This window comes from Chryseomicrobium excrementi, from assembly GCF_002798305.1.
Lineage (GTDB): Bacteria > Bacillota > Bacilli > Bacillales_A > Planococcaceae > Chryseomicrobium > Chryseomicrobium excrementi.
In genome coordinates, this window is the sequence record NZ_PCGR01000002.1 from 772074 (window position 1) to 792869 (window position 20796).

Here is a 20796-nt window from a genome sequence, read left to right on the forward strand (position 1 = left end):
TGAGATACTGTAAGAGAAAGACTACCAGTAGAAAGAGGAGGCCACACCATGCAAGATGAACGTAAACGTATATTGGATATGCTAGAAAACGGACAAATTACTGCACAAGAGGCAATGGGACTGCTGGACGCTTTATCAAAACAACAAGAACAGACACATACGACATTCACGGATCACCAACATTCAACCAATCAGTCAACGAATCGCAATCGTGACTTCATTGAAGATGCCAAGAGAGATTTTACAGTGATCGGAGAACGTGTCATGCAGATGATGCAAGGGACGGTCGACAAGCTTCGCCAATTTGATTTTGAAAATCCATTTGGAGATGCGGTCACAATTAAAGATAGCTATACACTACAGCCAGAACACCTGCGTTCTATTACCGTAGATATTGCAAACGGGAAAGCCGAGATCTATCCTTCTGAAGACGGACATGTAACAGCAGATGTAACGGTGAAATCCTACCGTGGTATGGCAGAAGAAGAACTTCGCCAAAAATTGCATTCGGATTTTGTCTTTAAAGAAGAGGATGGCCGTTTGCGTATCTTCAGTGATATGAAGACAATCGCCGTTCACATGACACTTAAAGTGCCAAAAGAACACTATGAGCAATTGACAGTCCGCTTGTTCAACGGAGACTTTACGGCTGGATCATTCGACGCGAAACATATCAAAGTGAAGACTACGAATGGAAAAGTATCGTTGCACCATATGGAAATTGAAGAAGTCGACGTGGAAACGGTCAACGGAGCAGTCCAGTTGAAAGATGTGAACGGAGAAGCGGTTGATGTAGAAGCTGTGAACGGACGTATTTATGTAGAAGGAAAGATTCGAGACCTTGAAGCAAGTTCTGTAAATGGGAACTTAATCTTGACGACGAAGCACCTGTCGCCTCGCAAGTTAGAAGGCTCTGCACTTTCTGGAAACGTAGAATTGTATGTACCGCGTCATATCCCTCTAAAAGGAGAAGCGACGACACAACTTGGCCAACTTGATGTGCAGCTTGCGGATGTGACACAGAGCAATCACTCGGAGCAGTTCATGAATAAGAAAGTTTCGTTCACGAAAGCACTCGAGGATGATCAAGCTCCACTATACGTATCAGGAGAAGCGAAGACTGGAACAGTGATTGTACGTTATACGACGACGGACGAACCGACGTCTGGGACACCATCAGTGGATCCGGAATTAAATAGCTAACACAGCAAAGACCTTGGGAGTCCTATGACTTCCAAGGTTTTTTGTTATTTATGATGAATAGTGAGTGTAGGGGAAGCGTTCCGCGGGCGCGGGCTGAGCCTCGGTCTCAGCTTCCGCTTTTAATCCCGCTGGAGTCACCCCTACACTCTATAAATTACTTCATTGAATTCTTGATAGCCGTAGCGATTGCTTTGGCACAGCATTTTTGGTACGCAGGTGACAGGAGTAAGTCGCATTCTAGACGATTCGTCATGAACCCTACTTCCACTAAAATAGCGGGCATTTTTGTCCGGACAAGCACGTGGAAGTTGCCTCGTTTAACACCTCTGTCCAGCCTTCCCGTTTTACTAACCAACTCCTTCTGCACTGCAGCAGCTACTTTTTCCGACCTGCGACTTGCGTGTGGAGCGATGTACGTTTCAATTCCGGAAACCGCATTCCAGTTAGAACCGTAGGCATTGGCATGTATGGACACAAATAAATCAGCCCCGACAGTATTGGCGAGTTGCGAACGTTCCCAAAGAGGCACATCTCGTAAACCTGTAGTGGTGAGGTGAAATGTCGCTACATCTTGCAACTCCTTGATCAAATAACGAACGATGGCGGCATTGACTGTATACTCTCGAAGTCTCCCGTCAGGCGAACGCTTGCCAGCTGTATGTGGCCCATGTCCTGCATCTAAAACAACTATCATTGTGTTCCCTCCTTTTCTGAATAAATAGAGAAAAACAGGTCACAAGGATACATTTCGCTTTCCCAGTCATGCTACAATAAGAGATATGTTTTGAGAGGGGGAACCTTATGGCCCACGTCACCGCAAAAGATTTGCTCGATCAGTTTCCACTCACACTGGTCAGTGGAGAGGAAGGCATCGGCAGACATATTTCCATCATCGACATTTCACGTCCAGGGCTTGAGATGGCGGGTTATTTTACGCATTATCCATCATCAAGAATTCAACTTCTCGGAAAGACAGAGCTGTCTTTCTTTGAATTATTAGAACCGAACGAGAAACGAGAGCGCATGTTAAAGCTCTGTGCATCGGATACACCGGCAATCATCGTAGCGCATAATCACGAAGTGCCAGAGGAATTGCTTGCTGCTTCTCATGAAAAATCGGTCCCAGTTTTTACGACCCATGTACCGACCACTCGATTCTTTAGCCAATTGACCAATTTCTTGGAGCGTGAGTTGGCACCGACTACTGCCGTACACGGAGTACTTGTGGACATTCACGGAGTCGGCGTGTTAATCATCGGGAAATCAGGAGTCGGGAAAAGTGAGACGGCCCTTGAACTGGTGAAGCGCGGACACCGCCTAGTAGCAGATGATTGTGTAGAAATCCGTCAAGAAGGGGAAGGTGTCTTGATTGGCTCGGCCCCGAAACTTATTGAGCATCTACTAGAAATCCGTGGTCTCGGAATCATCGATATCATGACACTGTTTGGCGCTTCTGCTATTCGGAGTCAAAAACGCATCACCCTTGTCATCGAGCTCGAACTTTGGGATGGACAAAAAAATTACGATCGTCTCGGAATTGAAGAAGAAAAGATGCCAATCATCGATTCGGAGATCACCAAATTGACGGTACCTGTTCGTCCAGGTCGAAACTTGGCCGTCATCATCGAAGTAGCTGCTATGAACCATCGCCTTAAAAAGATGGGGATGAACGCGGCAGAAGATTTCGCGAATCGTCTCGATTCCGTAATCAACTCTAAATAGAAAGCAGGAATTTAGCATGTGGGACAGTGTATTACTAGCCATTGATCCGATCGCCTTTCAGTTAGGGCCATTAACGGTGCGCTGGTATGGTGTAATCATTGCGTTAGGAATTGTACTAGCGTTTCTCGTAGCGCAGAAAGAAATGGTGAAACGTGGGTTTCATCAAGAATATTTAACGGATCTCTTATTGTGGGCAATTCCGCTCGCCATCATTGGAGCTCGGATTTACTACGTTATCTTCCAATGGGAAAACTATGCGGATAATCCGATAGATGCCTTTAAAATCTGGGAAGGCGGTATCGCCATTCACGGAGCGCTCATCGCTTCATTTTTGACGGCTTACTTTTTTACAAAACGTCGTAACGATTCTTTCTTAAAAGTAGCAGATATCACGGCACCGAGTATTTTAATAGGACAAACTGTGGGACGTTGGGGGAACTTTATCAACCAAGAAGCACACGGTGGAGAAGTGACTCGAAGCTTCCTAGAAAACTTGTTCATCCCGAATTGGATCATTGAACAGATGAATATCGACGGGAAATACTACCATCCGACATTTTTATACGAATCTATCTGGAATTTGACAGGCGTCATTATCTTGATTTTGCTTCGTAAAGTGAACTTATTGCGTGGAGAGATGTTATTGTTCTACGTAACCTGGTATTCGGTAGGTCGTTTCTTCATTGAAGGCCTTCGTACGGACAGTCTCTACATAGTAGGAGACCTTCGTGCTGCTCAAGTGGTCTCACTAGTGACCATTGTAGTCGCTATTAGTGTATTTGTTTACCGTCGTTTCATTTTAAAAGTGAAGGTACGTTATCAAGATTAAGAAAGAAGGCAATTTCGTGGGAATCTTAAAGCGCGGACTACAGGCGGGACTCAAGACGGCATGGACTCTAGGGAAGATCATCTTTCCTATTACATTGCTATTAACTATTCTGCAGTTTACTCCGGTCTTACCATGGGTTACTAAAGCGATTGCACCACTCATGCAGCTGATTGGTCTTCCCGGAGAAGCAGCTATCCCGCTCGTGTTAGGGAATGCATTGAATTTGTATGCAGGGATTGCGGGGATTTTATCACTTGAGATGACAGTTAAAGAGGTGTTTATTTTGGCTGTCATGCTTTCTTTTTCGCATAATATTTTCATCGAGACGGGTGTAGCTCTTCGAGTAGGAGTTCGCCTTTGGGTCGTCCTCGTCGTTCGCTTCGGATTAGCGATTCTTTCTGCTGTCCTAATCAATTGGTTGTGGAAGGGGGGAGGCGAAATTGCGCAGTACGGCGTCATTCAATCGTCAGCAGCTACTCCAGAAGGTTGGGGAGAAATCCTACTACTTGGACTGCAAAAAGCAAGTAGCGGTGTGTTGCAACTAGCTCTTATCGTCATCCCGTTGATGATCATCATTCAGTATTTACGTGAAAAGGGCTATATGGCGAAATTGAGTGACCGAATGGGCCCCCTTACACGAGTGCTTGGTGTGCAAGAAAATGCAGCTTCCACTCTAGTAGCTGGATTGGTGATCGGACTTGCGTATGGGGCGGGTGTCATGATTCAAGCTGTACAAGAAGATGGAGTGAGCAAGAAAGATGCGACACTTGTCTTCATTTTTTTAGTAGCATGTCACGCAGTAGTTGAAGATACATTGATCTTTATTCCACTCGGCATCCCAATTTTACCGCTACTGGCGATTCGTTTAGTGACAGCCTTTGTCTTGACGATTGCAGTAGCATATGTCTGGAGACGGGCAGAACGAACACAACGGAACGAGGTGACCCAACAAGGATGACACAACACATACAAGCAATTTTATTTGATTTAGATGGAACATTGATTGATACCAATGAACTGATTATCCAGACATTCCAGACGGTCCTGGATGAAAGATTTCCTGGGAAGTATTCTCGCGAAACCATCCTACCGTTCTTAGGTCCCCCTCTTTATGAGACGTTTCAACAAGTCGATCCTACTCAAGTGGACGAGCTGATTGCAGCTTACCGGAAATGGAATGTGGAGAACCATGATGCAATGGTTCAAGCATTTCCTGGTGTTGCAGAGACACTTGCAGAGTTGCATGGTCGAGGGATCAAGCTGGCTATCGTCTCTACAAAACGAAACGAAATGATAGAGCGTGCTTTAAAGCTGATGAATGTCCGACAGAATTTCGCTGCAGTCATTGGTCTAGACGATGTGAAGAACGCAAAGCCGGACCCAGAACCTGTGCAACTGGCACTTTCGAAACTTGGAGTAGAACCAGGACACGCTCTAATGGTCGGAGACAATTTCCATGATATCGTCGCAGCACGAGCTGCTGGTGTAGATTCAGTAGCTGTTGCCTGGTCTATCAAAGGTCTAGATTATTTGATGGCGTTTGAGCCGGTCTATGCGATTCATGATATGTCTGAGCTGGTGACCATCACTTTCGGTGAAGAATCATGAGAAACACCGAACGGTATCCAGTGACAGTAAGCAACTCACTTTGGCAGATTTACAAGACGGTTCCTTTTTGGAAAGTGATGAAGAACTTCATTGTGATTCAAGTAGCTCGTTACAGCCCGTCTCTAAGTATGAAAAACTGGCTTTACCGCAACCTTTTGAAAATGGAAGTGGGGGACCAGACAGCTTTTGCGCTAATGGTGATGGTGGACGTCATGTTTCCTGAACGAATCAAAGTCGGTAAAAATGCAATCATTGGCTACAATACGACCATTCTGGCTCATGAGTATCTGATTGATGAATACCGACTCGGGGATGTCATTATTGGAGATAATGTGTTAATTGGTGCCAATACCACGATCCTACCTGGTGTGACTATTGGAGATGGTGCTACAGTATCCGCGGCGACTCTTGTTCATAAAGATGTGCCGGCTGGTGCCTTTGTTGGCGGCAATCCGATGCAAATCATACGATCTTAAAGTTTCATGTAGAATTTAGTAAAGGCAGTTTCTCAAACGAGAGGCTGCCTTTTTAGCGTTTGAATCGTGCCTATCTTCACCTGAGAAGCCTCTTTCCAAGGGGAGAACCTCGAAGCCTCCTCGCTGCACCTCGGTGAAGGGATGCAGTCTCTCATGCAAGAGTTCTAAAATACAATGCTTGGATTACGGGCGACTGCGGGGTCTCCGAGAACCTCTTTATTCCCTGGGAAAAAGGCGTCTCAGGTTCAAAAACCATTGAATCTGTTAACCTAAAATCTAGATTGGGAGAGTGTGAAAGAAAAGATACGCGTTCCGTGGTATCAGAGTGGTTTGAAGAACCCACAGCGGAGGCCAAAGCGTAAGCATTGGTATGCCGCGAAGATTCTGATGGTCGCTCCCACAGATAAGCGGATCTTTTCCGAACACTCTCAGCCAACCTTTTCTAATTTTATGGACTAACTCAAAAAGCTACGGAGTTCTCCCTTAGGAAAAAGGCTTCTCAGGTGAAACTAGCTAAACTATAATTGAACCTCACCCAAACAGGGTATGGAAGGAAAAGACGGGAAGGTTGACGAATAGTACAGCATGCCGTACACTAAAACAATAATTCATTACTCTACTACTCTAGCAGACTAAAGTAATTAAAGTGAGGCGAACAACATGTCGACCATCCAACCTTTCGAAAAACCACTGGGCATGCGAGATACACTTCCGCGCCTTTACGCCCAACAACATACCATCCGTGCCGAGGCCATGGACTACATGCGCAAGCATGGCTATGAATTCATCCAAACACCTTCTCTCGAGTACTTCGAGACCATTGGAAAAATCAGCTCGTTAGATGAAGCGGCCCTGTTTAAATTAGTCGACAATCAAGGAGAGATGTTGGTGTTGCGTCCCGATCTGACCACACCGATCGCTCGTATTGCGGCTGCAAAACTGTTGAAAGAGAAAAACCCACTTCGTCTAGCTTATAGTTCGACCGTGTTCCGCGCTCAGCAACGTGAAGGGGGACGACCAGCAGAATTCGAACAACTTGGACTAGAACTCCTTGGAGACACGAGTGCTCTAGCAGATAGTGAGATGCTGCAAATGGCAGCGGGACTTTTAAAGTCACTTGGCCTTCAAAACTTCACGATTACAGTAGGACATGCAGGACTGATCAATCATGCAATTGATCAGATGATTCCTGATGTGAAAGAACGAGATCGTGTCCGACACTTTTTAGTAGACAAGAACTTTGTCGGAATTGACCGTTGGGCAGCAACCTATCCCGATTCGAAAGAATTCTTCGCATTCTTCCAACAGTCGATTCGTGGGATGACACTGAAAGAATTGTTGGAACAGTTCCCAGTCCTTCAAACAGAAGCGGCAGAACAGTTCTTAGCCGTCAGCAACTGGATAGACGACTTACCTGAACTTAAAGAACACTTCCAGCTGGATCCGTTAGTAGTCAGCCACATGCACTATTACACGGGAATGGTATTTGAAGTGTATGCAGAAGGAAGCGGCTTCGCACTAGGAAACGGTGGGCGCTACGATGATTTACTCGAGCAGTTCGGAATGAAAGTCGGAGCAACCGGCTTTAGTATTCGCTTAGATTATTTACTAGAGATTTTACCGATTGCTGTCGAAGCTCCTACTCGAACTCTAGTGTACACGGACCAAAATTCAACTCGAGAGGCGAATCAACAAGCTACCGCACTACGTACGCAAGGAAATTATGTGACGGTTCAGTTCAAAGAAAGCGTGCTTGATACAAAAGCGTTTGAACAGAACTTCGATGATGTGATTGATTTGACGAAGGAGGCTCGCTAATGGAGTACTTGACGATTGCGATGCCAAAGGGCCGCATTTTTGAAGAAGCTTTAGAATTATTGAAAGCTGCAGGGTATGATCTTCCGAATGAAATGGAAGACTCCCGCAAACTGATTGTAGAAGTACCTTCAGAACAATTGCGCTTTATTTTAGCAAAACCGATGGACGTTCCGGTGTATGTAGAACACGGCGTAGCGGACTTAGGGGTGGCTGGAAAAGACGTGTTACTTGAGCAACAACGCAGTGTGATGGAACTTGTTGACCTTCAAATCAGCTATTGCTACATGGCAACGGCCGGTCTTCCGGATACCGTGATGAATGATGTGGCACCACGCGTTGCGACAAAATATCCGACGATTGCTACTACATTCTTTAAAGAAAAGGGAGAACAAGTTGAAATCATTGAACTGAACGGTTCGATTGAACTCGCGCCAATGATCGGACTTGCAGACCGAATTGTCGATATCGTTTCGACGGGACGTACGTTAAAAGAGAACGGACTCGTAGAATACGAAAAGATTGCTGACATCACGTCTCGCCTCGTCGCAAACCCTGTAAGCTATCGTGTCAAACAAGCACGAATTCGGGATATGGCCAAACGACTTCAACAAGCAGTAGGAGAGATGCAACGATGAACATCACAGAATGGAACAATAGCATGACCATCCAGCGTTCTGTCGACCAAGGTTCAGAACAGGACCGCCAGACCGTTCAAAGCATCATCCAAGATGTTCGACAAAATGGGGATGCGGCACTCTTCGCCTACACGAAAAAATGGGACCGGGCAGAGCTCACGACACTCCGGGTGAGCAAGAAAGAAATCGAACAGGCTCTGCAAACGATTGATCCGCAACTCAAGCAAGATCTGCAAGAAGCGGCTGACAATATTCGCGCGTTTCATGAACTTCAATTGCGTGACGAGCTAAGGTTGCCTCTCGAGCACGACAGCTACCTGTCGTACCGATTCTTACCCATGGATGCAGCAGGACTTTACGTTCCAGGTGGGACTGCAGCGTATCCGTCTTCCGTATTGATGAATGCTATCCCAGCGAAAGTAGCAGGAGTTGGGAAGCTTGTCATTACAACGCCTCCAAATCCGGATGGGTCTATCCCAGTAGGAGTGTTAGTTGCTGCTTCAATTGCCAGAGTAGATGAAATCTATAAAGTGGGCGGAGCACAAGCCATTGCCGCTCTCGCGTACGGGACGGAATCGATTCCGAAAGTCGACAAGATCACAGGACCAGGAAATCGTTTTGTCGCTCTTGCGAAGCGAGAAGTTTTTGGTACGGTGTCAATTGACAGTATAGCCGGTCCAAGTGAGATTGCGGTTCTTGCAGATGACACAGCACGAGCAGCAGATGTCGCGGCGGATTTGATTGCACAAGCGGAACACGATGTATTGGCTTGCTCGATCTTGATCACGACAAGCCAGTCGTTAGCAGACCAAGTTAAAACAGAGGTCGAGAGACAACTGTCAACGCTTCCAAGACAAGACATTGCCCGCGCGTCTATTGAAGACTACGGCATGATCTATGTGACGGAGTCGATGGAGCAGGCTATTGAAGCAGTCAATCAATTGGCTCCTGAGCATTTAGAGATTTTGACAGAAGATGCAGAAAAGCTTAGCCGACAAATTCGCCACGCAGGAGCCATCTTCCTTGGTCGCTACTCATCAGAGCCAATCGGCGACTATTTTGCAGGCACCAACCACGTCTTACCAACGAACAGTACGGCTCGTTTTTCGAGCGGTCTGAGTGTGGAAGACTTCCAGAAGAAAACAAGTGTCATCTACTATACAAAAGAGTTGTGGAATCAAAACTATCCGAAGATTGCCCGTCTTGCCCGCATGGAACAACTTGAAGGGCATGCACGCGCTGTAGAGATTCGTAAGGACCAGGAGGAAATCAATCATGACTGAACGCAAAGCGCATCAAAAGCGAAAAACGAGTGAAACGTTTGTAGAAGTGGAGCTTGCTATAGATGGTTCCGGAAAATCGACTGTCGATACAGGAGTGCCTTTTCTAGACCACATGCTTGACCTGTTTGTCCGTCACGGGTTGTTTGACGGGACGATCACTGCAAAAGGCGACACGCATATCGATGATCACCATACGACAGAAGACGTCGGCATTGTGTTAGGGCAAGTCGTCCAACAAGCGTTAGGAGACAAAAAAGGGATCAAACGCTATGGTAGTTCGTTCATTCCTATGGATGATGCACTCGCTCAAGTAGTCGTGGATGTTTCCAACAGACCGCACTTAGAGTTTCGTGCAGAGTTCCCAAAAGAAAAAGTAGGAACGTTTGATGTGGAGCTAGTTCATGAGTTTCTTTGGAAATTCGCTCTAGAGTCTCGAATGAATGTGCACGTCATCGTCCATTACGGACACAATACGCACCACATGATTGAAGCCATCTTCAAAGGTCTCGCACGTGCACTAGACGAAGCAACTCAGATTGACCCTCGTGTAACAGGAGTTCCTTCTACAAAAGGGTCTTTATCATAAGGAGGAGCAGCTATGGTACAACTTTACCCAGCTATTGATATGAAAGATGGCAAGTGTGTCCGTCTTTATCAAGGCGATTACAATCAACAAACTGTTTACGGAGACTCGCCGTTTGATATGGCGAAATCTTTTGTGGGGCAAGGCGCCGACTGGATCCACTTAGTCGATTTGGACGGTGCAAAAGATGGCACGAAACCGCACGCAGAGTATGTGTTTCGTATCAAAGACGAGCTTGGAGTTTCCGTACAGATCGGCGGAGGGATTCGTTCTATTGAAGACGCTGCGTTCTACTTAGACCGAGGTGTGGACCGAGTGATTATTGGCAGCCTCGCAGTCAAGCAGCCCGAGCTTGTAGAAGCGATGTTGAAAAGTTACGGTGGCGACCGAATCGTCTTAGGACTAGATGCGAAAGATGGTTTTGTCGCGACTCATGGCTGGCTAGAGACTTCTGAGCTCACGGCAATCGAAGTGGGAAAACGCTTTGCGGCTGTTGGTGCGAAACATATCGTGTTCACAGACATTGCGATGGACGGGACTTTGTCAGGGCCGAACTTACAGGCGACACGTGAACTTGCAGATGCGACGGGCCTTCAAGTCATCGTCTCTGGAGGCATCAGTTCCCTTGATGATATTCGTGCAGTTAAAGAGCAAGCTGAGGACTCGACGATTTCTGGAGTGATTGTCGGAAAAGCGATTTATAGTGGCCGCTTCACAGTAGCGGAAGCCAAGGAGGTAGTGGGATGACGATTCGGTTTGATGATAACGGACTGCTTCCTGCCATTGTCCAAGATGCGCGAACAAAAGAAGTACTGACGCTTGCCTATATGAATGAAGAATCATTAGAGAAGACGAAAGAAACGGGAGAAACGTGGTTTTACAGCCGCAGCCGTCAAGAGCTCTGGCATAAAGGAGCGACTTCTGGGAACACGCAACAAGTGGTGTCGATTACAGCAGATTGTGATCAAGACGCTCTTGTCGTTTCCGTACTCCCAAACGGACCTGCGTGCCATACGGGCGCTCGTTCTTGTTTCAATGAAACGGTAGTTGAAAATGATAAGGTAGCAAGCGTCGAGGCCATCACTCGTTTAGAGCAAGTGATTAAGACGCGATTCGTGGAAAAACCAGAAGGTGCGTATACGACGTACTTGTTTGAAAAAGGTGTCGACAAGATTGGGAAGAAGATTGGAGAAGAAGCGACAGAAGTGGTCATTGCAGCGAAAAACAATGACGCAGAAGAGCTCTCCATGGAAGCAGCCGACCTTATCTATCACTTGATGGTGATGCTTGAAAATCAGAAAGTACCGTTTGCGAATGTGCTCGAGATTCTGGAACAACGCGCTTCCAAGTAAAGTCATTCATAGGGACAAATTCATACGTAGGTATGCTATACTGAAGAATAAACGAAACAGGAACGTGTACGCCGCGTTCCTGTTCTTTCTTGATGAATACGACCCGGCAACTGGAGGATACTTTGAAAAAATCACGTAAATCCAAACAAGAAAATGTCGTCTCGTTTATCCCAACGGGCGAATACTATTATCAGAAAGCGCTTGGCGAATTGAAGAAAGAACAATTTGCTAAAGCGCAAAAATATTTGAAACGAGCCGTAGAACTAAGCCCCGATGATCCGTTGATCTTAATGCAGTACGGCATCTTACAGATGGAAGCAGAGAATTTTGATGAAGCTTACGAGCTCCTTCAGAGTGCGCACTCCATGGACCCAAACGACTCCGATATCGTGTTTTTCTTAGCAGAAATCAATGCACATCTCGGTCATTTTGCAGAAGCGAACCGTTTTGCGACAAAATACATGCAAATGGATGAAGAAGGCATGTATGTTGAAGAAGCGATGGAAATTCTCGATTTTACAGAAGTTGAAGGAGCTCTCGACTATCAAGAAGACGGGCCTTCTTCGGACGTAGTATACTTGCAAGAAAAAGCTCGCAAGATGATGGAACGAGGGCGTTTTGATGAAGCAGTGGCGCTACTCGAAACGATTGTGGCTGAGAATGACACATTCTGGCCAGCTTTTAACAACCTTGCCCTCGCTTATTTCTATATTGGTGAAGAAGAGCAAGCAACAGCGCTCTTACATGAAGTACTGCGAAACGACCAAGGAAATCTACATGCTTTGTGCAATCTGGCTGTCCTCGCTCATTACAAGCAGTCGTACCGGGAACTTCAAGAAATCCTTGGGGTCCTTGAAAAAATCAAACCGATTGCTATCGACCAACGCTTCAAGCTTGGTGCGACGTTTGCACTTCTTGGAAGACATGAAGAAGGGTATCGTACGCTGCGTCAACTTCAGAAAATGGGATTCGGGGAAGACCCGAGCTTTTACTTCTGGCTTGCTCACTCTGCGTACTTCTCAGGAAAGAAAGATCGCGCACATCAGGCGTGGCTTGAACTGATTCGCTTAGATCCGACTAAAGAAGGGTTTGAGCCTTGGAAGCTGCAAGAAGAGGAAGGACCTGCTGGAGTCGAAAATGACGCGGACTTTTTGAAAGAAAAGATTCAGAGCGATTCCGCGCCATCTCGCGCAGTGGCTCTCTACTTAATGGGAAAATCCGTGCACTTGCATGATTTGGTGGCACATCCCAAATTAATTCAAGTAGAGAAACTAACAGCAATCGAAAAACTCATTGTTGGCTATTCATTGAATCATGAGTTTTCCATGAAAGTTCCTGCTGAGAAACATTTTGTCCAAGCGATGAAAGTGGCCGATCTGTTTTATGAGTTGCACCATCCACTAACGTACCAGCATGCGTATATGTACGAGATGTGGTTTGTCATGATGGAGCGCGGGCTTCAACAGGGCTATCCATTTAAAAATACAAAGGCGCTCGCTGCAGCTACGGCCTACATGTATGCCTCGTCTCGTTCAAAGGAAGCGACGAAAAAGCAATTTGCTGAGCATTATGAAGTGTCGGTTCCGACATTGACCAAATATGTGAACGAGCTCATGGCATTTTTCCCTTTCTTTGATGCTTGATGGGCAAATATGTTGAACGCTTGTGTCAAATCAGCTAGATTATAGTGAGAATGAAATGATTTAGGAGGAACTCCCATGTCTGAAACAACAAATCAATTTGACGTTATTATTATCGGTGCCGGCCCAGCAGGTATGACGGCAGCTGTCTATACATCACGCGCAAACTTATCTACTCTAATGCTAGAGCGTGGAATTCCAGGCGGCCAAATGGCCAACACGGAAGAAGTAGAGAACTACCCAGGATTTGAAACGATCTTAGGCCCTGAACTCTCGACGAAAATGTTTGAACACGCGAAGAAATTCGGTGCTCAATATGCTTACGGAGATGTCGAGTCGATTGTCGACGAAGGCGACTTAAAACTTGTGAAAGCTGGCGGAAAAGAATACCGTGCTAAAGCGGTCATCATCTCTTCTGGTGCTGAATATAAGAAAATGGGGATTCCAGGAGAAGCGGAGCTTGGAGGACGCGGTGTCAGCTACTGTGCTGTATGTGACGGAGCCTTCTTTAAAGGAAAAGAGCTTGTTGTCGTAGGTGGGGGAGACTCTGCTGTTGAAGAAGGTGTGTTCTTGACACGCTTTGCAGACAAAGTGACCATCGTACACCGACGCGACCAATTACGTGCACAGAAAATCTTACAAGATCGTGCATTTGCGAACGATAAAGTCGACTTTATTTGGAATACAACAGTTAAAGAAATCCATGAAGAAAACGGAAAAGTAGGTAGTGTCACGCTAGTTTCGACTGACAGCGCAGAAGAACGTGAGTTTAAAGCAGACGGTGTATTCATTTACATCGGTATGCTACCGTTAACGAAACCTTTTGAAAACCTAGGTATTTTAAACAGTGACGGGTATATTGTGACTGACGACAAAATGCAGACAAAAATTCCTGGGATTTTTGCAGCAGGAGATGTGCGTGAGAAGATGTTACGTCAAATTGTCACTGCTACTGGCGACGGTTCGATTGCAGCACAGTCGGCTCAACATTACATTGAGAAATTAGAAGATCAACTTTCTTAATCATTTCTTAACGTGGTTGTAACCGGAATGCAACAAAGGTCGTGTATAATAAGAACTATAAATTGACCCCCTTTTTATATAGGTTTTCTTTGAAAGGCTGTTTTCTCGCTTATTAAGTCGAGGAGGCAGCCTCTTTTTTTATGTAGATTCCCGAAGTATAGTATACTAAAAGATATTAATAGAAGAGATGGAGAGAATCGATGCAACGGATCGTCAATTTACTAGTAATCAAGGATGGCAACGTCCTTCTACTCAAAAAACCTCGAAGAAATTGGTACGTAGCACCAGGCGGAAAAACGGAAAGTGGAGAATCTGTTTATGAAGCGGGCATCCGCGAATTTTCAGAAGAAACTGCTACGACGCCAAGTGCTCCTCATTTAAAAGGAAGTTACACAATTGTTATCAAACGAGACGGTCACGTTGTATCGGAGTGGCTGCTCTCTACATTGGTTGCCTATGACCTTACAGGGACACCTCTTGAAGAAAATCATGAGGGTGTTTTAGAGTGGCACCCTATTGAAGCGCTTCATGACTTGCCGATGGCAGAAGGGGATCGCATGAATCTAGTATTCGCGGCTACACAACCTGGCATGCAGTACGGGACCTTCGTCTATACAGAAGACTTTGAGCTGTTAGAATATCGTTTGCAATCATCTCAGGAGGTGCATTCATCATGAATCTAGAAACACCGCAACCCCAAACGGATATTGTCATCATCACAGGAATGTCTGGGGCTGGAAAGTCTGTGGCTATTCAAAGCTTTGAAGACATGGGCTATTACTGCATTGACAATTTGCCTCCGGATCTTCTTGCCACGTTTGTAGACTTATTAGTGGATTCAGATAAGCAGCTCCAAAAGATTGCACTCGTTATGGACGTGCGAGGTGGTGAGGTGTTTGGGCCAATTTCTCAGACTCTAAATCACTTGCAAGAGAGCCGCAACATCAGTCCCCGCATCTTGTTTTTAGAGGCAGATAATCAGACTCTAGTCAGTCGCTATAAAGAGTCTCGCCGGTCGCACCCGCTTGCAAAACTGGGATTACCTCTTGAAGGAATCAGCAAAGAGCGTCTGATGCTTGAAGAGCTCAAAGGTCGCGCGCAGCATATCATTGACACATCCAATCTCAAACCGAAGCAGCTGCGTGAAGAGATTGAAAAGATCTTCTCTACAGATCTGCACTCGCCGTTCATCATCAATGTGATGTCATTTGGCTTTAAACACGGACTGCCAATCGATGCAGATTTAGTCTTCGATGTTCGTTTTTTACCGAATCCATTTTATATAGAAGAACTTCGACCGATGTCAGGTCGAGATCATGAAGTGTCCAGTTATGTCATGAAATGGTCGGAGACGAAAAAGTTAGTTGAGAAACTGACGGATCTTTTCGAATTTATGATTCCTCATTATAAGCGTGAAGGGAAGAGCCAACTCGTCATTGCCTTTGGTTGTACGGGGGGCCAGCACCGTTCGGTGACGCTTGCTGAATATTTTGGAGACTATCTTCAAAAAGAAGCACCGACAGTCATCCGGCACCGAGATGTAAAATAAACCGATGGGAGGGCCCTGCGTGCCTAAGCCAAGTGAGCGTATAAAAGTTGTCGTCCTCGGCGGTGGGACTGGGTTATCCACATTACTGCGAGGGCTAAAGAAATTACCGGTCGACATCACGGCGATCGTGACCGTTGCTGACGATGGAGGAAGCTCGGGTCGTCTGCGTGAAGACTACGATATTCCTCCACCGGGTGACGTCCGCAATGTGATTGCGGCACTTTCTGATGTCGAACCATTAGTTGAAGCGATGTTCCAATACCGTTTCAACCATTCCAAAGATTTAGAGGGGCATTCTCTCGGGAATCTGATGTTAGCTGCGTTGACTGCCATTACAGGTGATTTTGGCCATGCGGTGAGTGAGATGAGTCGCGTCCTCAATATCAATGGGAAAGTCTTGCCTGCTGCGAACCAAGTGGTCACTTTACATGCTGTGTATGAGGATGGGTCAATCGTGACGGGAGAGTCCAAGATTCCACTCGTCGACAAACCGATTCGCAGCGTCATGATTACACCAGAAGACGTGCAACCTTTACCAGAGACGATTCAAGCAATTAAAAAAGCGGATTTAATTGTCATTGGCCCCGGTTCTCTGTACACTAGTATTTTGCCGAACTTACTTGTTCCTGAGATTCAACAAGCCATTCGAGAGTCGGATGCACTCCGCGTCTATATGTGCAATTTGATGACACAGGCGGGCGAGACAGAAGCCTATAAGGCATCCCACCACTTGCAAGCGATTCTGAATCATACCGCGCCAGATATTATCGATGTGGTGCTCGCATCAGACTATGACTTGCCTGATCAAATTATGGATCAGTATTCAGAAGAACATGCCGCACCTGTAGTGGTCGATGTCGAGAAAATCGAGTCGCTCGGTGTAGAAGTGATCAAACGTGACATTGCTGTGATTCGCAATGGCAGTGTGCGACATAATGCAGAAAAAGTAGCGCTGTGGCTTGTGTACGAGGCGCTTTCTAATAAAAAAATAAAGTGACAACTTCTGAGGAAAGGGGGAATGAAGATGTCATTTGCTTCTGAAACAAAAAAAGAAATGACCCAGGCAGAAGTCGACGCTTGCTGTGCGCGAGCGGAATTGTCTGCCATCATTCGGATGAATGGAACTCTTGGATTTAGTAACAAGAACTTGAGTCTCGACATTCAAACAGAAAACGCAGCGATCGCCCGTCGCATCTATACACTGATCAAACGTGTCTATTCGATTCAAGTCGAACTGCTTGTGCGGAAAAAGATGAAGCTAAAGAAAAACAATGTCTACATCACACGGATTCGAGAAGGCACTCGAGAAATTTTAGGAGACCTTCACATCATGAATGATGGCTATGAATTCTCCAACGAAATTCATGACGAGCTGATTTCTAACGAATGCTGCAAACGCTCTTACTTGCGAGGGGCTTTTTTAGCAGGAGGATCCGTCAACAATCCTGAGACGTCTTCGTATCATTTAGAAATCTACACATTGTATAAAGAGCATAGCGACGCTCTAGTCCAACTGATGAATGGCTACGAGTTAAATGCGAAAACCATTGAACGTAAAAAAGGATTTGTGGCATACTTAAAGGAAGCAGAGAAAATCGCTGACTTTTTAAGTCTAGTAGGTGCCCACCAAGCTCTATTAAAATTTGAAGATGTCCGGATTATTCGAGATATGCGCAACAGCGTCAATCGCTTAGTGAACTGTGAAACGGCCAATCTGAACAAAACGATTGGAGCGGCTCTCAGACAAGTGGAGAATATCCGGTTTATTGAAAACGCTATCGGACTCGACCAGCTTCCAGAAAAGTTGCGAGAGATTGCAAGATTGCGTGTAGAGTACCAAGACGTAACGCTCAAGGAACTCGGTGAGATGGTCTCGGCCGGCTCTGTAAGTAAATCCGGTGTCAATCACCGGTTGCGGAAATTGGATGAAATCGCTGAAGCACTCCGTAGAGGCGAAACGATTTGATAGAGAGGATTGGTTTGCGATGGAAAAGACGATGGATGTAGGATTATCAAACGGCTTGCAAGCACGTCAAGCGGCTTTGTTTGTACAAGAAGCCAACCGTTTTGCGAGTGAGATCTTTTTAGAAAAAGACGGTAAGAAAGTCAATGCGAAAAGTATCATGGGCATCATGAGCTTGGCTGTAGGTCGTGGGGAAGAAGTCGTGTTGTATGCAGAAGGTTCTGATGAAGAAGCGGCAATCGACACGTTAACAAAATTCATTACTGAAAATTAATGCAGAAGCATCCGAATCGACTCCGGATGCTTTTTTGTTTGGTTCTTTGGAGCGGCGAAGCTAGTTTCACCTGAGTAGCCCAAGTCAGGCACGATTCTAGCGTTAAAGTGACGTTCTTCACATTTCCAAACAAAAAACCTGATAGCATAAGCTATCAGGTGTTAGGTACGCCCCCGGAGAGAATCGAACTCCCATCTCAAGAACCGGAATCTTGCGTCATATCCATTAAACTACGGGGGCAAGCGACTTTATTATTATAGCTTTGCAATCATGAAAATACAACCTCAAAAAAAGCAGTGCATCAGATTTGACCTTTCTTGACCTTCATGTGTATCATAAACATACAGACAGCAGGTTACACATAACCTAATACAAAAAACGGAGGAATGAACGATGAATTTAATTCCAACAGTTATTGAACAAACAAACCGTGGCGAGCGTGCCTACGATATCTATTCACGTCTTCTGAAAGACCGCATCATCATGCTAGGAAGCGCAATCGATGACAACGTGGCAAACTCAATCGTTGCTCAGTTGTTATTCTTAGAAGCAGAAGATCCAGAGAAAGATATCTCGATCTACATCAACAGCCCAGGTGGTAGTATCACAGCTGGTATGGCGATCTACGACACAATGCAGTTCATCAAACCAGACGTTCAAACAATCTGTATCGGTATGGCAGCATCTATGGGTGCTTTCTTATTAGCTGCAGGTACTAAAGGAAAGCGTTACGCTCTTCCTAATGCAGAAGTCATGATTCACCAACCACTTGGTGGCGCACAAGGTCAAGCGACTGAAATCGAGATTGCTGCGAAACGCATTCTATTCCTACGTGAGAAGTTAAATCAAATTCTTGCTGAGCGCACAGGTCAACCTATCGAAGTCATTGCGAAAGATACAGACCGCGACAACTTCATGACAGCAGAACGTGCTAAAGAATACGGCTTGATTGATCAAATTATCGACCGTAGCGACAAAAAAGAAAACTAAGTATTTCCCAGACACCGCACGCGCGGTGTCTTTTTTTCATTATTTGAACTGGCTGAGGTCTCAACAGTAAGTAAAAGTTGGGTGACTCCGAGAGTAGTAGAGGGATTTCGGAGACCCCGGACGTAAGGAGGAGACTCAGAGTCCCTCCTCCGGAACGCGTCCCATCTTTTACATTTAGCTAACTCGATGTTTCAATCAACCCCCAATTAGGGGAAAGTATCGTATAAAACCAGAAAGGTGGAGTCCCATGAAAAAAGCATTAGTCCCTATACTTATTGTGGTCGGCATCATTGTTTTGATTGCAGCCCTACTTATTCCAAGTTATAACGGATTTGTCGACTCGAACGAAAACGTTAACCAAGCCTACGCACAAGTTGAAACTCAGCTTCAACGCCGAGTGGATTTGATCCCGAACTTAGTTGAGACAGTCAAAGGCTTCGCTGCTCAAGAGAAAGAGATTTTGACGGAAATTGCAGATGCTCGAGCGCGCCTATCAGGAGCGGATTCACCTGCTGAGCAAGCAGAGGCAAACAATGAATTAGGCGGAGCATTATCGCGACTGTTAGTCATTGTGGAGAACTATCCAGACCTCAAATCAGATGCTAACTTCCGTCAATTGATGGATGAGCTTGCAGGAACTGAGAACCGGTTGTCTGTAGCTCGCCAAGATTACAATGAAGCCGTATCTTCACATAACCGAAAAGTGAACCGGATGCCGGGGGCTTTAATCGCAGGTATCTTTGGATTTGATGAAAGAGAATACTTTGAAGCGGAAGATGGTGCAGAAGACGCGCCAGAGGTCGACTTTGGAAGTGATGGAGAATGAATCGTGTTCTCCTGATCTTGTTCTTTTTATTCGTCATCCCTTTATCAGCAGTAGCAGAAGTACCAGATCCTCTTCCGGGTGAATCGTACGTACATGACTTTTATAATGTAATCCCTGAAGACGTGGAACAGCATATCGAGGAGCTCGGACTCGGGCTTGATCAAGCGACGGGAGCCCAAATTGTAGTCGTCACAGTAGAATCCCTTGAAGGCCAAGATCCGAATAGCTATTCCGTAGAATTGATTCGAGAATGGGGGATCGGGAGTGCGGAAGAAAATAATGGACTCGTCTTTCTTCTTGAGATGGACCCGAATAAAGCAGGTGACCGAGACGTCTACATCGGAGTAGGTCAAGGACTAGAAGGTCGTTTACCTGATGGGAAAATCGGTCGTATCCTAGATGAATACACACTACCTTTCTTGCAATCAGGCGATGTAGCTGGTGCTGTGCAATCCACCTATGAAATGCTTTATCAAGAAGTTTCTGCAGAGTATAATTACACTGGTGAACAAGTCGCACCGGCACGACCTTCTTCAAATGATGGAGGGATTTCACCACTTACCATTATCATGATCGTCATCATCTTCTACGTCATCGTCACGATGTTTAGCAACAATGGAAGAGGTGGCGGCCCAAGAGGTCGTGGAGGACGAGGGGGTCCCTTCATCTTTGGTCCAGGCATGGGCGGAGGACGCTCATCTGGAGGCGGAATGGGTGGAGGATTTGGTGGATTCGGTGGCGGTAGCTCAGGTGGGGGAGGTGCAGGACGCGGGTGGTAAAGGAAGTTCAATTTTATACACGTCAAGGATGTCCATTATGTGAAGAGGGGAAGCGTATGCTTGAACTCGTGGCAGAAGACATTCCACTTCACATCCAGGAAATCAATATTGAATCTGATGAACAGATCCATGAAAAATATATGTTGATGATTCCCGTAATTGAATATGAGGGAAGTATCATTCAATATGGAAACATTGATTACGCTACACTTTACGAAGCATTAGAGGAGTCTCTCTGATGCT

The 20796-nt window shown here is 45.8% G+C and carries 24 protein-coding genes and 1 tRNA gene; 23 read left to right on the forward strand and 2 right to left on the reverse strand.

Translation table 11 applies throughout. The annotated features are described in order from the left end of the window. Positions 1-48: 48 nt before the first annotated feature. On the forward strand, positions 49-1203 hold the full coding sequence (locus CQS04_RS08385) for a DUF4097 family beta strand repeat-containing protein (RefSeq protein WP_100353701.1): 1155 nt from the start codon (positions 49-51) through the stop codon (positions 1201-1203). Between the two features lie 154 nt (positions 1204-1357). On the opposite strand, the gene CQS04_RS08390 is transcribed toward CQS04_RS08385, so the two are convergent. Beyond that, positions 1358-1897: an N-acetylmuramoyl-L-alanine amidase gene (locus tag CQS04_RS08390; RefSeq protein WP_100353702.1), complete on the reverse strand. Its 540-nt coding sequence runs from the start codon at positions 1895-1897 to the stop codon at positions 1358-1360. A 107-nt stretch (positions 1898-2004) separates the two neighbouring features. On the opposite strand from CQS04_RS08390, the gene hprK reads away from it, so the two are divergent. The 18 genes from hprK (at position 2005) to CQS04_RS08480 (ending at position 17958) form a co-directional block, all read left to right on the forward strand. Then, positions 2005-2925 (forward strand): HPr(Ser) kinase/phosphatase, encoded by a 921-nt coding sequence (gene hprK, locus CQS04_RS08395; RefSeq protein WP_100353703.1) that lies wholly within the window; start codon positions 2005-2007, stop codon positions 2923-2925. A gap of 16 nt (positions 2926-2941) precedes the next feature. Beyond that, entirely contained in the window at positions 2942-3754 is an 813-nt protein-coding gene (lgt, locus tag CQS04_RS08400; protein ID WP_100353704.1) for a prolipoprotein diacylglyceryl transferase, read from the forward strand. A 16-nt stretch (positions 3755-3770) separates the two neighbouring features. Beyond that, positions 3771-4712: a nucleoside recognition domain-containing protein gene (locus tag CQS04_RS08405; RefSeq protein ID WP_100353705.1), complete on the forward strand. Its 942-nt coding sequence runs from the start codon at positions 3771-3773 to the stop codon at positions 4710-4712. Continuing rightward, positions 4709-5362, forward strand: coding sequence for a pyrophosphatase PpaX (ppaX, locus tag CQS04_RS08410; protein ID WP_100353706.1), 654 nt, complete (start codon positions 4709-4711; stop codon positions 5360-5362). Before CQS04_RS08405 ends, ppaX begins: the two co-directional genes overlap by 4 nt. After that, positions 5359-5838 (forward strand): acyltransferase, encoded by a 480-nt coding sequence (locus CQS04_RS08415; protein ID WP_100353707.1) that lies wholly within the window; start codon positions 5359-5361, stop codon positions 5836-5838. The genes ppaX and CQS04_RS08415 overlap by 4 nt, the downstream gene beginning before the upstream one ends. Before the next feature lie 660 nt (positions 5839-6498). After that, positions 6499-7656 carry an ATP phosphoribosyltransferase regulatory subunit gene (locus CQS04_RS08420; RefSeq protein ID WP_100353708.1) on the forward strand — a complete coding sequence of 386 codons (1158 nt, stop codon included), beginning with the start codon at positions 6499-6501 and terminating at the stop codon, positions 7654-7656. Further along, the gene (gene hisG / locus CQS04_RS08425) at positions 7656-8291 is read left to right on the forward strand and encodes an ATP phosphoribosyltransferase (RefSeq protein WP_100353709.1); all 636 of its coding nucleotides are present in this window, start codon (positions 7656-7658) and stop codon (positions 8289-8291) included. The genes CQS04_RS08420 and hisG overlap by 1 nt, the downstream gene beginning before the upstream one ends. Beyond that, entirely contained in the window at positions 8288-9574 is a 1287-nt protein-coding gene (gene hisD / locus CQS04_RS08430) for a histidinol dehydrogenase (RefSeq protein WP_100353710.1), read from the forward strand. The genes hisG and hisD overlap by 4 nt, the downstream gene beginning before the upstream one ends. Beyond that, positions 9567-10160: an imidazoleglycerol-phosphate dehydratase HisB gene (gene hisB, locus CQS04_RS08435; protein WP_100353711.1), complete on the forward strand. Its 594-nt coding sequence runs from the start codon at positions 9567-9569 to the stop codon at positions 10158-10160. The genes hisD and hisB overlap by 8 nt, the downstream gene beginning before the upstream one ends. Positions 10161-10172: 12 nt before the next feature. Continuing rightward, positions 10173-10904 (forward strand): 1-(5-phosphoribosyl)-5-[(5-phosphoribosylamino)methylideneamino]imidazole-4-carboxamide isomerase, encoded by a 732-nt coding sequence (gene hisA, locus CQS04_RS08440; RefSeq protein ID WP_100353712.1) that lies wholly within the window; start codon positions 10173-10175, stop codon positions 10902-10904. Then, positions 10901-11509, forward strand: a complete 609-nt coding sequence (gene hisIE / locus CQS04_RS08445; RefSeq protein ID WP_100353713.1) for a bifunctional phosphoribosyl-AMP cyclohydrolase/phosphoribosyl-ATP diphosphatase HisIE — start codon at positions 10901-10903, stop codon at positions 11507-11509. Before hisA ends, hisIE begins: the two co-directional genes overlap by 4 nt. Before the next feature lie 122 nt (positions 11510-11631). Next, positions 11632-13152 carry a tetratricopeptide repeat protein gene (locus CQS04_RS08450; protein ID WP_245858781.1) on the forward strand — a complete coding sequence of 507 codons (1521 nt, stop codon included), beginning with the start codon at positions 11632-11634 and terminating at the stop codon, positions 13150-13152. 75 nt (positions 13153-13227) lie between these two features. Beyond that, on the forward strand, positions 13228-14172 hold the full coding sequence (gene trxB / locus CQS04_RS08455) for a thioredoxin-disulfide reductase (RefSeq protein WP_100353715.1): 945 nt from the start codon (positions 13228-13230) through the stop codon (positions 14170-14172). Positions 14173-14372: 200 nt separating this feature from the next. Next, positions 14373-14849 carry an NUDIX domain-containing protein gene (locus CQS04_RS08460; protein ID WP_100353716.1) on the forward strand — a complete coding sequence of 159 codons (477 nt, stop codon included), beginning with the start codon at positions 14373-14375 and terminating at the stop codon, positions 14847-14849. After that, positions 14846-15721: an RNase adapter RapZ gene (gene rapZ / locus CQS04_RS08465; RefSeq protein WP_100353717.1), complete on the forward strand. Its 876-nt coding sequence runs from the start codon at positions 14846-14848 to the stop codon at positions 15719-15721. The genes CQS04_RS08460 and rapZ overlap by 4 nt, the downstream gene beginning before the upstream one ends. Before the next feature lie 19 nt (positions 15722-15740). Further along, positions 15741-16718 carry a gluconeogenesis factor YvcK family protein gene (locus CQS04_RS08470; RefSeq protein ID WP_245858782.1) on the forward strand — a complete coding sequence of 326 codons (978 nt, stop codon included), beginning with the start codon at positions 15741-15743 and terminating at the stop codon, positions 16716-16718. Between the two features lie 27 nt (positions 16719-16745). Beyond that, complete coding sequence (gene whiA / locus CQS04_RS08475) at positions 16746-17687, forward strand: DNA-binding protein WhiA (protein WP_100353719.1); 942 nt, start codon at positions 16746-16748, stop codon at positions 17685-17687. Positions 17688-17706: 19 nt separating this feature from the next. After that, positions 17707-17958: an HPr family phosphocarrier protein gene (locus CQS04_RS08480; RefSeq protein ID WP_094942291.1), complete on the forward strand. Its 252-nt coding sequence runs from the start codon at positions 17707-17709 to the stop codon at positions 17956-17958. A gap of 168 nt (positions 17959-18126) precedes the next feature. Here the strand turns inward: CQS04_RS08480 and CQS04_RS08485 are convergent. Continuing rightward, a tRNA-Arg gene (locus tag CQS04_RS08485) sits at positions 18127-18198 on the reverse strand. A 153-nt stretch (positions 18199-18351) separates the two neighbouring features. Between CQS04_RS08485 and clpP the strand changes: the two genes are divergently transcribed. The 4 genes from clpP to CQS04_RS08505 all read left to right on the forward strand — a co-directional run bounded on the left by clpP (position 18352) and on the right by CQS04_RS08505 (position 20792). Next, the gene (gene clpP, locus CQS04_RS08490; protein WP_100353720.1) at positions 18352-18948 is read left to right on the forward strand and encodes an ATP-dependent Clp endopeptidase proteolytic subunit ClpP; all 597 of its coding nucleotides are present in this window, start codon (positions 18352-18354) and stop codon (positions 18946-18948) included. 247 nt (positions 18949-19195) lie between these two features. Beyond that, positions 19196-19774: a LemA family protein gene (locus CQS04_RS08495; protein WP_100353721.1), complete on the forward strand. Its 579-nt coding sequence runs from the start codon at positions 19196-19198 to the stop codon at positions 19772-19774. Beyond that, positions 19771-20553, forward strand: coding sequence for a TPM domain-containing protein (locus CQS04_RS08500; RefSeq protein WP_100353722.1), 783 nt, complete (start codon positions 19771-19773; stop codon positions 20551-20553). The genes CQS04_RS08495 and CQS04_RS08500 overlap by 4 nt, the downstream gene beginning before the upstream one ends. Beyond that, on the forward strand, positions 20547-20792 hold the full coding sequence (locus tag CQS04_RS08505) for a glutaredoxin family protein (RefSeq protein ID WP_100353723.1): 246 nt from the start codon (positions 20547-20549) through the stop codon (positions 20790-20792). Before CQS04_RS08500 ends, CQS04_RS08505 begins: the two co-directional genes overlap by 7 nt. Positions 20793-20796: the final 4 nt, after the last annotated feature.

Excerpts from the sequence above, each read along its gene's own strand:
- CQS04_RS08385 (WP_100353701.1), top strand. The coding sequence starts at position 49 with ATGCAAGATGAACGTAAACGTATATTGGATATGCTAGAAAACGGACAA.
- CQS04_RS08390 (WP_100353702.1), bottom strand. The coding sequence starts at position 1,897 with ATGATAGTTGTTTTAGATGCAGGACATGGGCCACATACAGCTGGCAAG.
- hprK (WP_100353703.1), top strand. The coding sequence starts at position 2,005 with ATGGCCCACGTCACCGCAAAAGATTTGCTCGATCAGTTTCCACTCACA.
- lgt (WP_100353704.1), top strand. The coding sequence starts at position 2,942 with ATGTGGGACAGTGTATTACTAGCCATTGATCCGATCGCCTTTCAGTTA.
- ppaX (WP_100353706.1), top strand. The coding sequence starts at position 4,709 with ATGACACAACACATACAAGCAATTTTATTTGATTTAGATGGAACATTG.
- CQS04_RS08415 (WP_100353707.1), top strand. The coding sequence starts at position 5,359 with ATGAGAAACACCGAACGGTATCCAGTGACAGTAAGCAACTCACTTTGG.
- CQS04_RS08420 (WP_100353708.1), top strand. The coding sequence starts at position 6,499 with ATGTCGACCATCCAACCTTTCGAAAAACCACTGGGCATGCGAGATACA.
- hisG (WP_100353709.1), top strand. The coding sequence starts at position 7,656 with ATGGAGTACTTGACGATTGCGATGCCAAAGGGCCGCATTTTTGAAGAA.
- hisD (WP_100353710.1), top strand. The coding sequence starts at position 8,288 with ATGAACATCACAGAATGGAACAATAGCATGACCATCCAGCGTTCTGTC.
- hisB (WP_100353711.1), top strand. The coding sequence starts at position 9,567 with ATGACTGAACGCAAAGCGCATCAAAAGCGAAAAACGAGTGAAACGTTT.
- hisA (WP_100353712.1), top strand. The coding sequence starts at position 10,173 with ATGGTACAACTTTACCCAGCTATTGATATGAAAGATGGCAAGTGTGTC.
- hisIE (WP_100353713.1), top strand. The coding sequence starts at position 10,901 with ATGACGATTCGGTTTGATGATAACGGACTGCTTCCTGCCATTGTCCAA.
- trxB (WP_100353715.1), top strand. The coding sequence starts at position 13,228 with ATGTCTGAAACAACAAATCAATTTGACGTTATTATTATCGGTGCCGGC.
- CQS04_RS08460 (WP_100353716.1), top strand. The coding sequence starts at position 14,373 with ATGCAACGGATCGTCAATTTACTAGTAATCAAGGATGGCAACGTCCTT.
- rapZ (WP_100353717.1), top strand. The coding sequence starts at position 14,846 with ATGAATCTAGAAACACCGCAACCCCAAACGGATATTGTCATCATCACA.
- whiA (WP_100353719.1), top strand. The coding sequence starts at position 16,746 with ATGTCATTTGCTTCTGAAACAAAAAAAGAAATGACCCAGGCAGAAGTC.
- CQS04_RS08480 (WP_094942291.1), top strand. The coding sequence starts at position 17,707 with ATGGAAAAGACGATGGATGTAGGATTATCAAACGGCTTGCAAGCACGT.
- clpP (WP_100353720.1), top strand. The coding sequence starts at position 18,352 with ATGAATTTAATTCCAACAGTTATTGAACAAACAAACCGTGGCGAGCGT.
- CQS04_RS08495 (WP_100353721.1), top strand. The coding sequence starts at position 19,196 with ATGAAAAAAGCATTAGTCCCTATACTTATTGTGGTCGGCATCATTGTT.
- CQS04_RS08500 (WP_100353722.1), top strand. The coding sequence starts at position 19,771 with ATGAATCGTGTTCTCCTGATCTTGTTCTTTTTATTCGTCATCCCTTTA.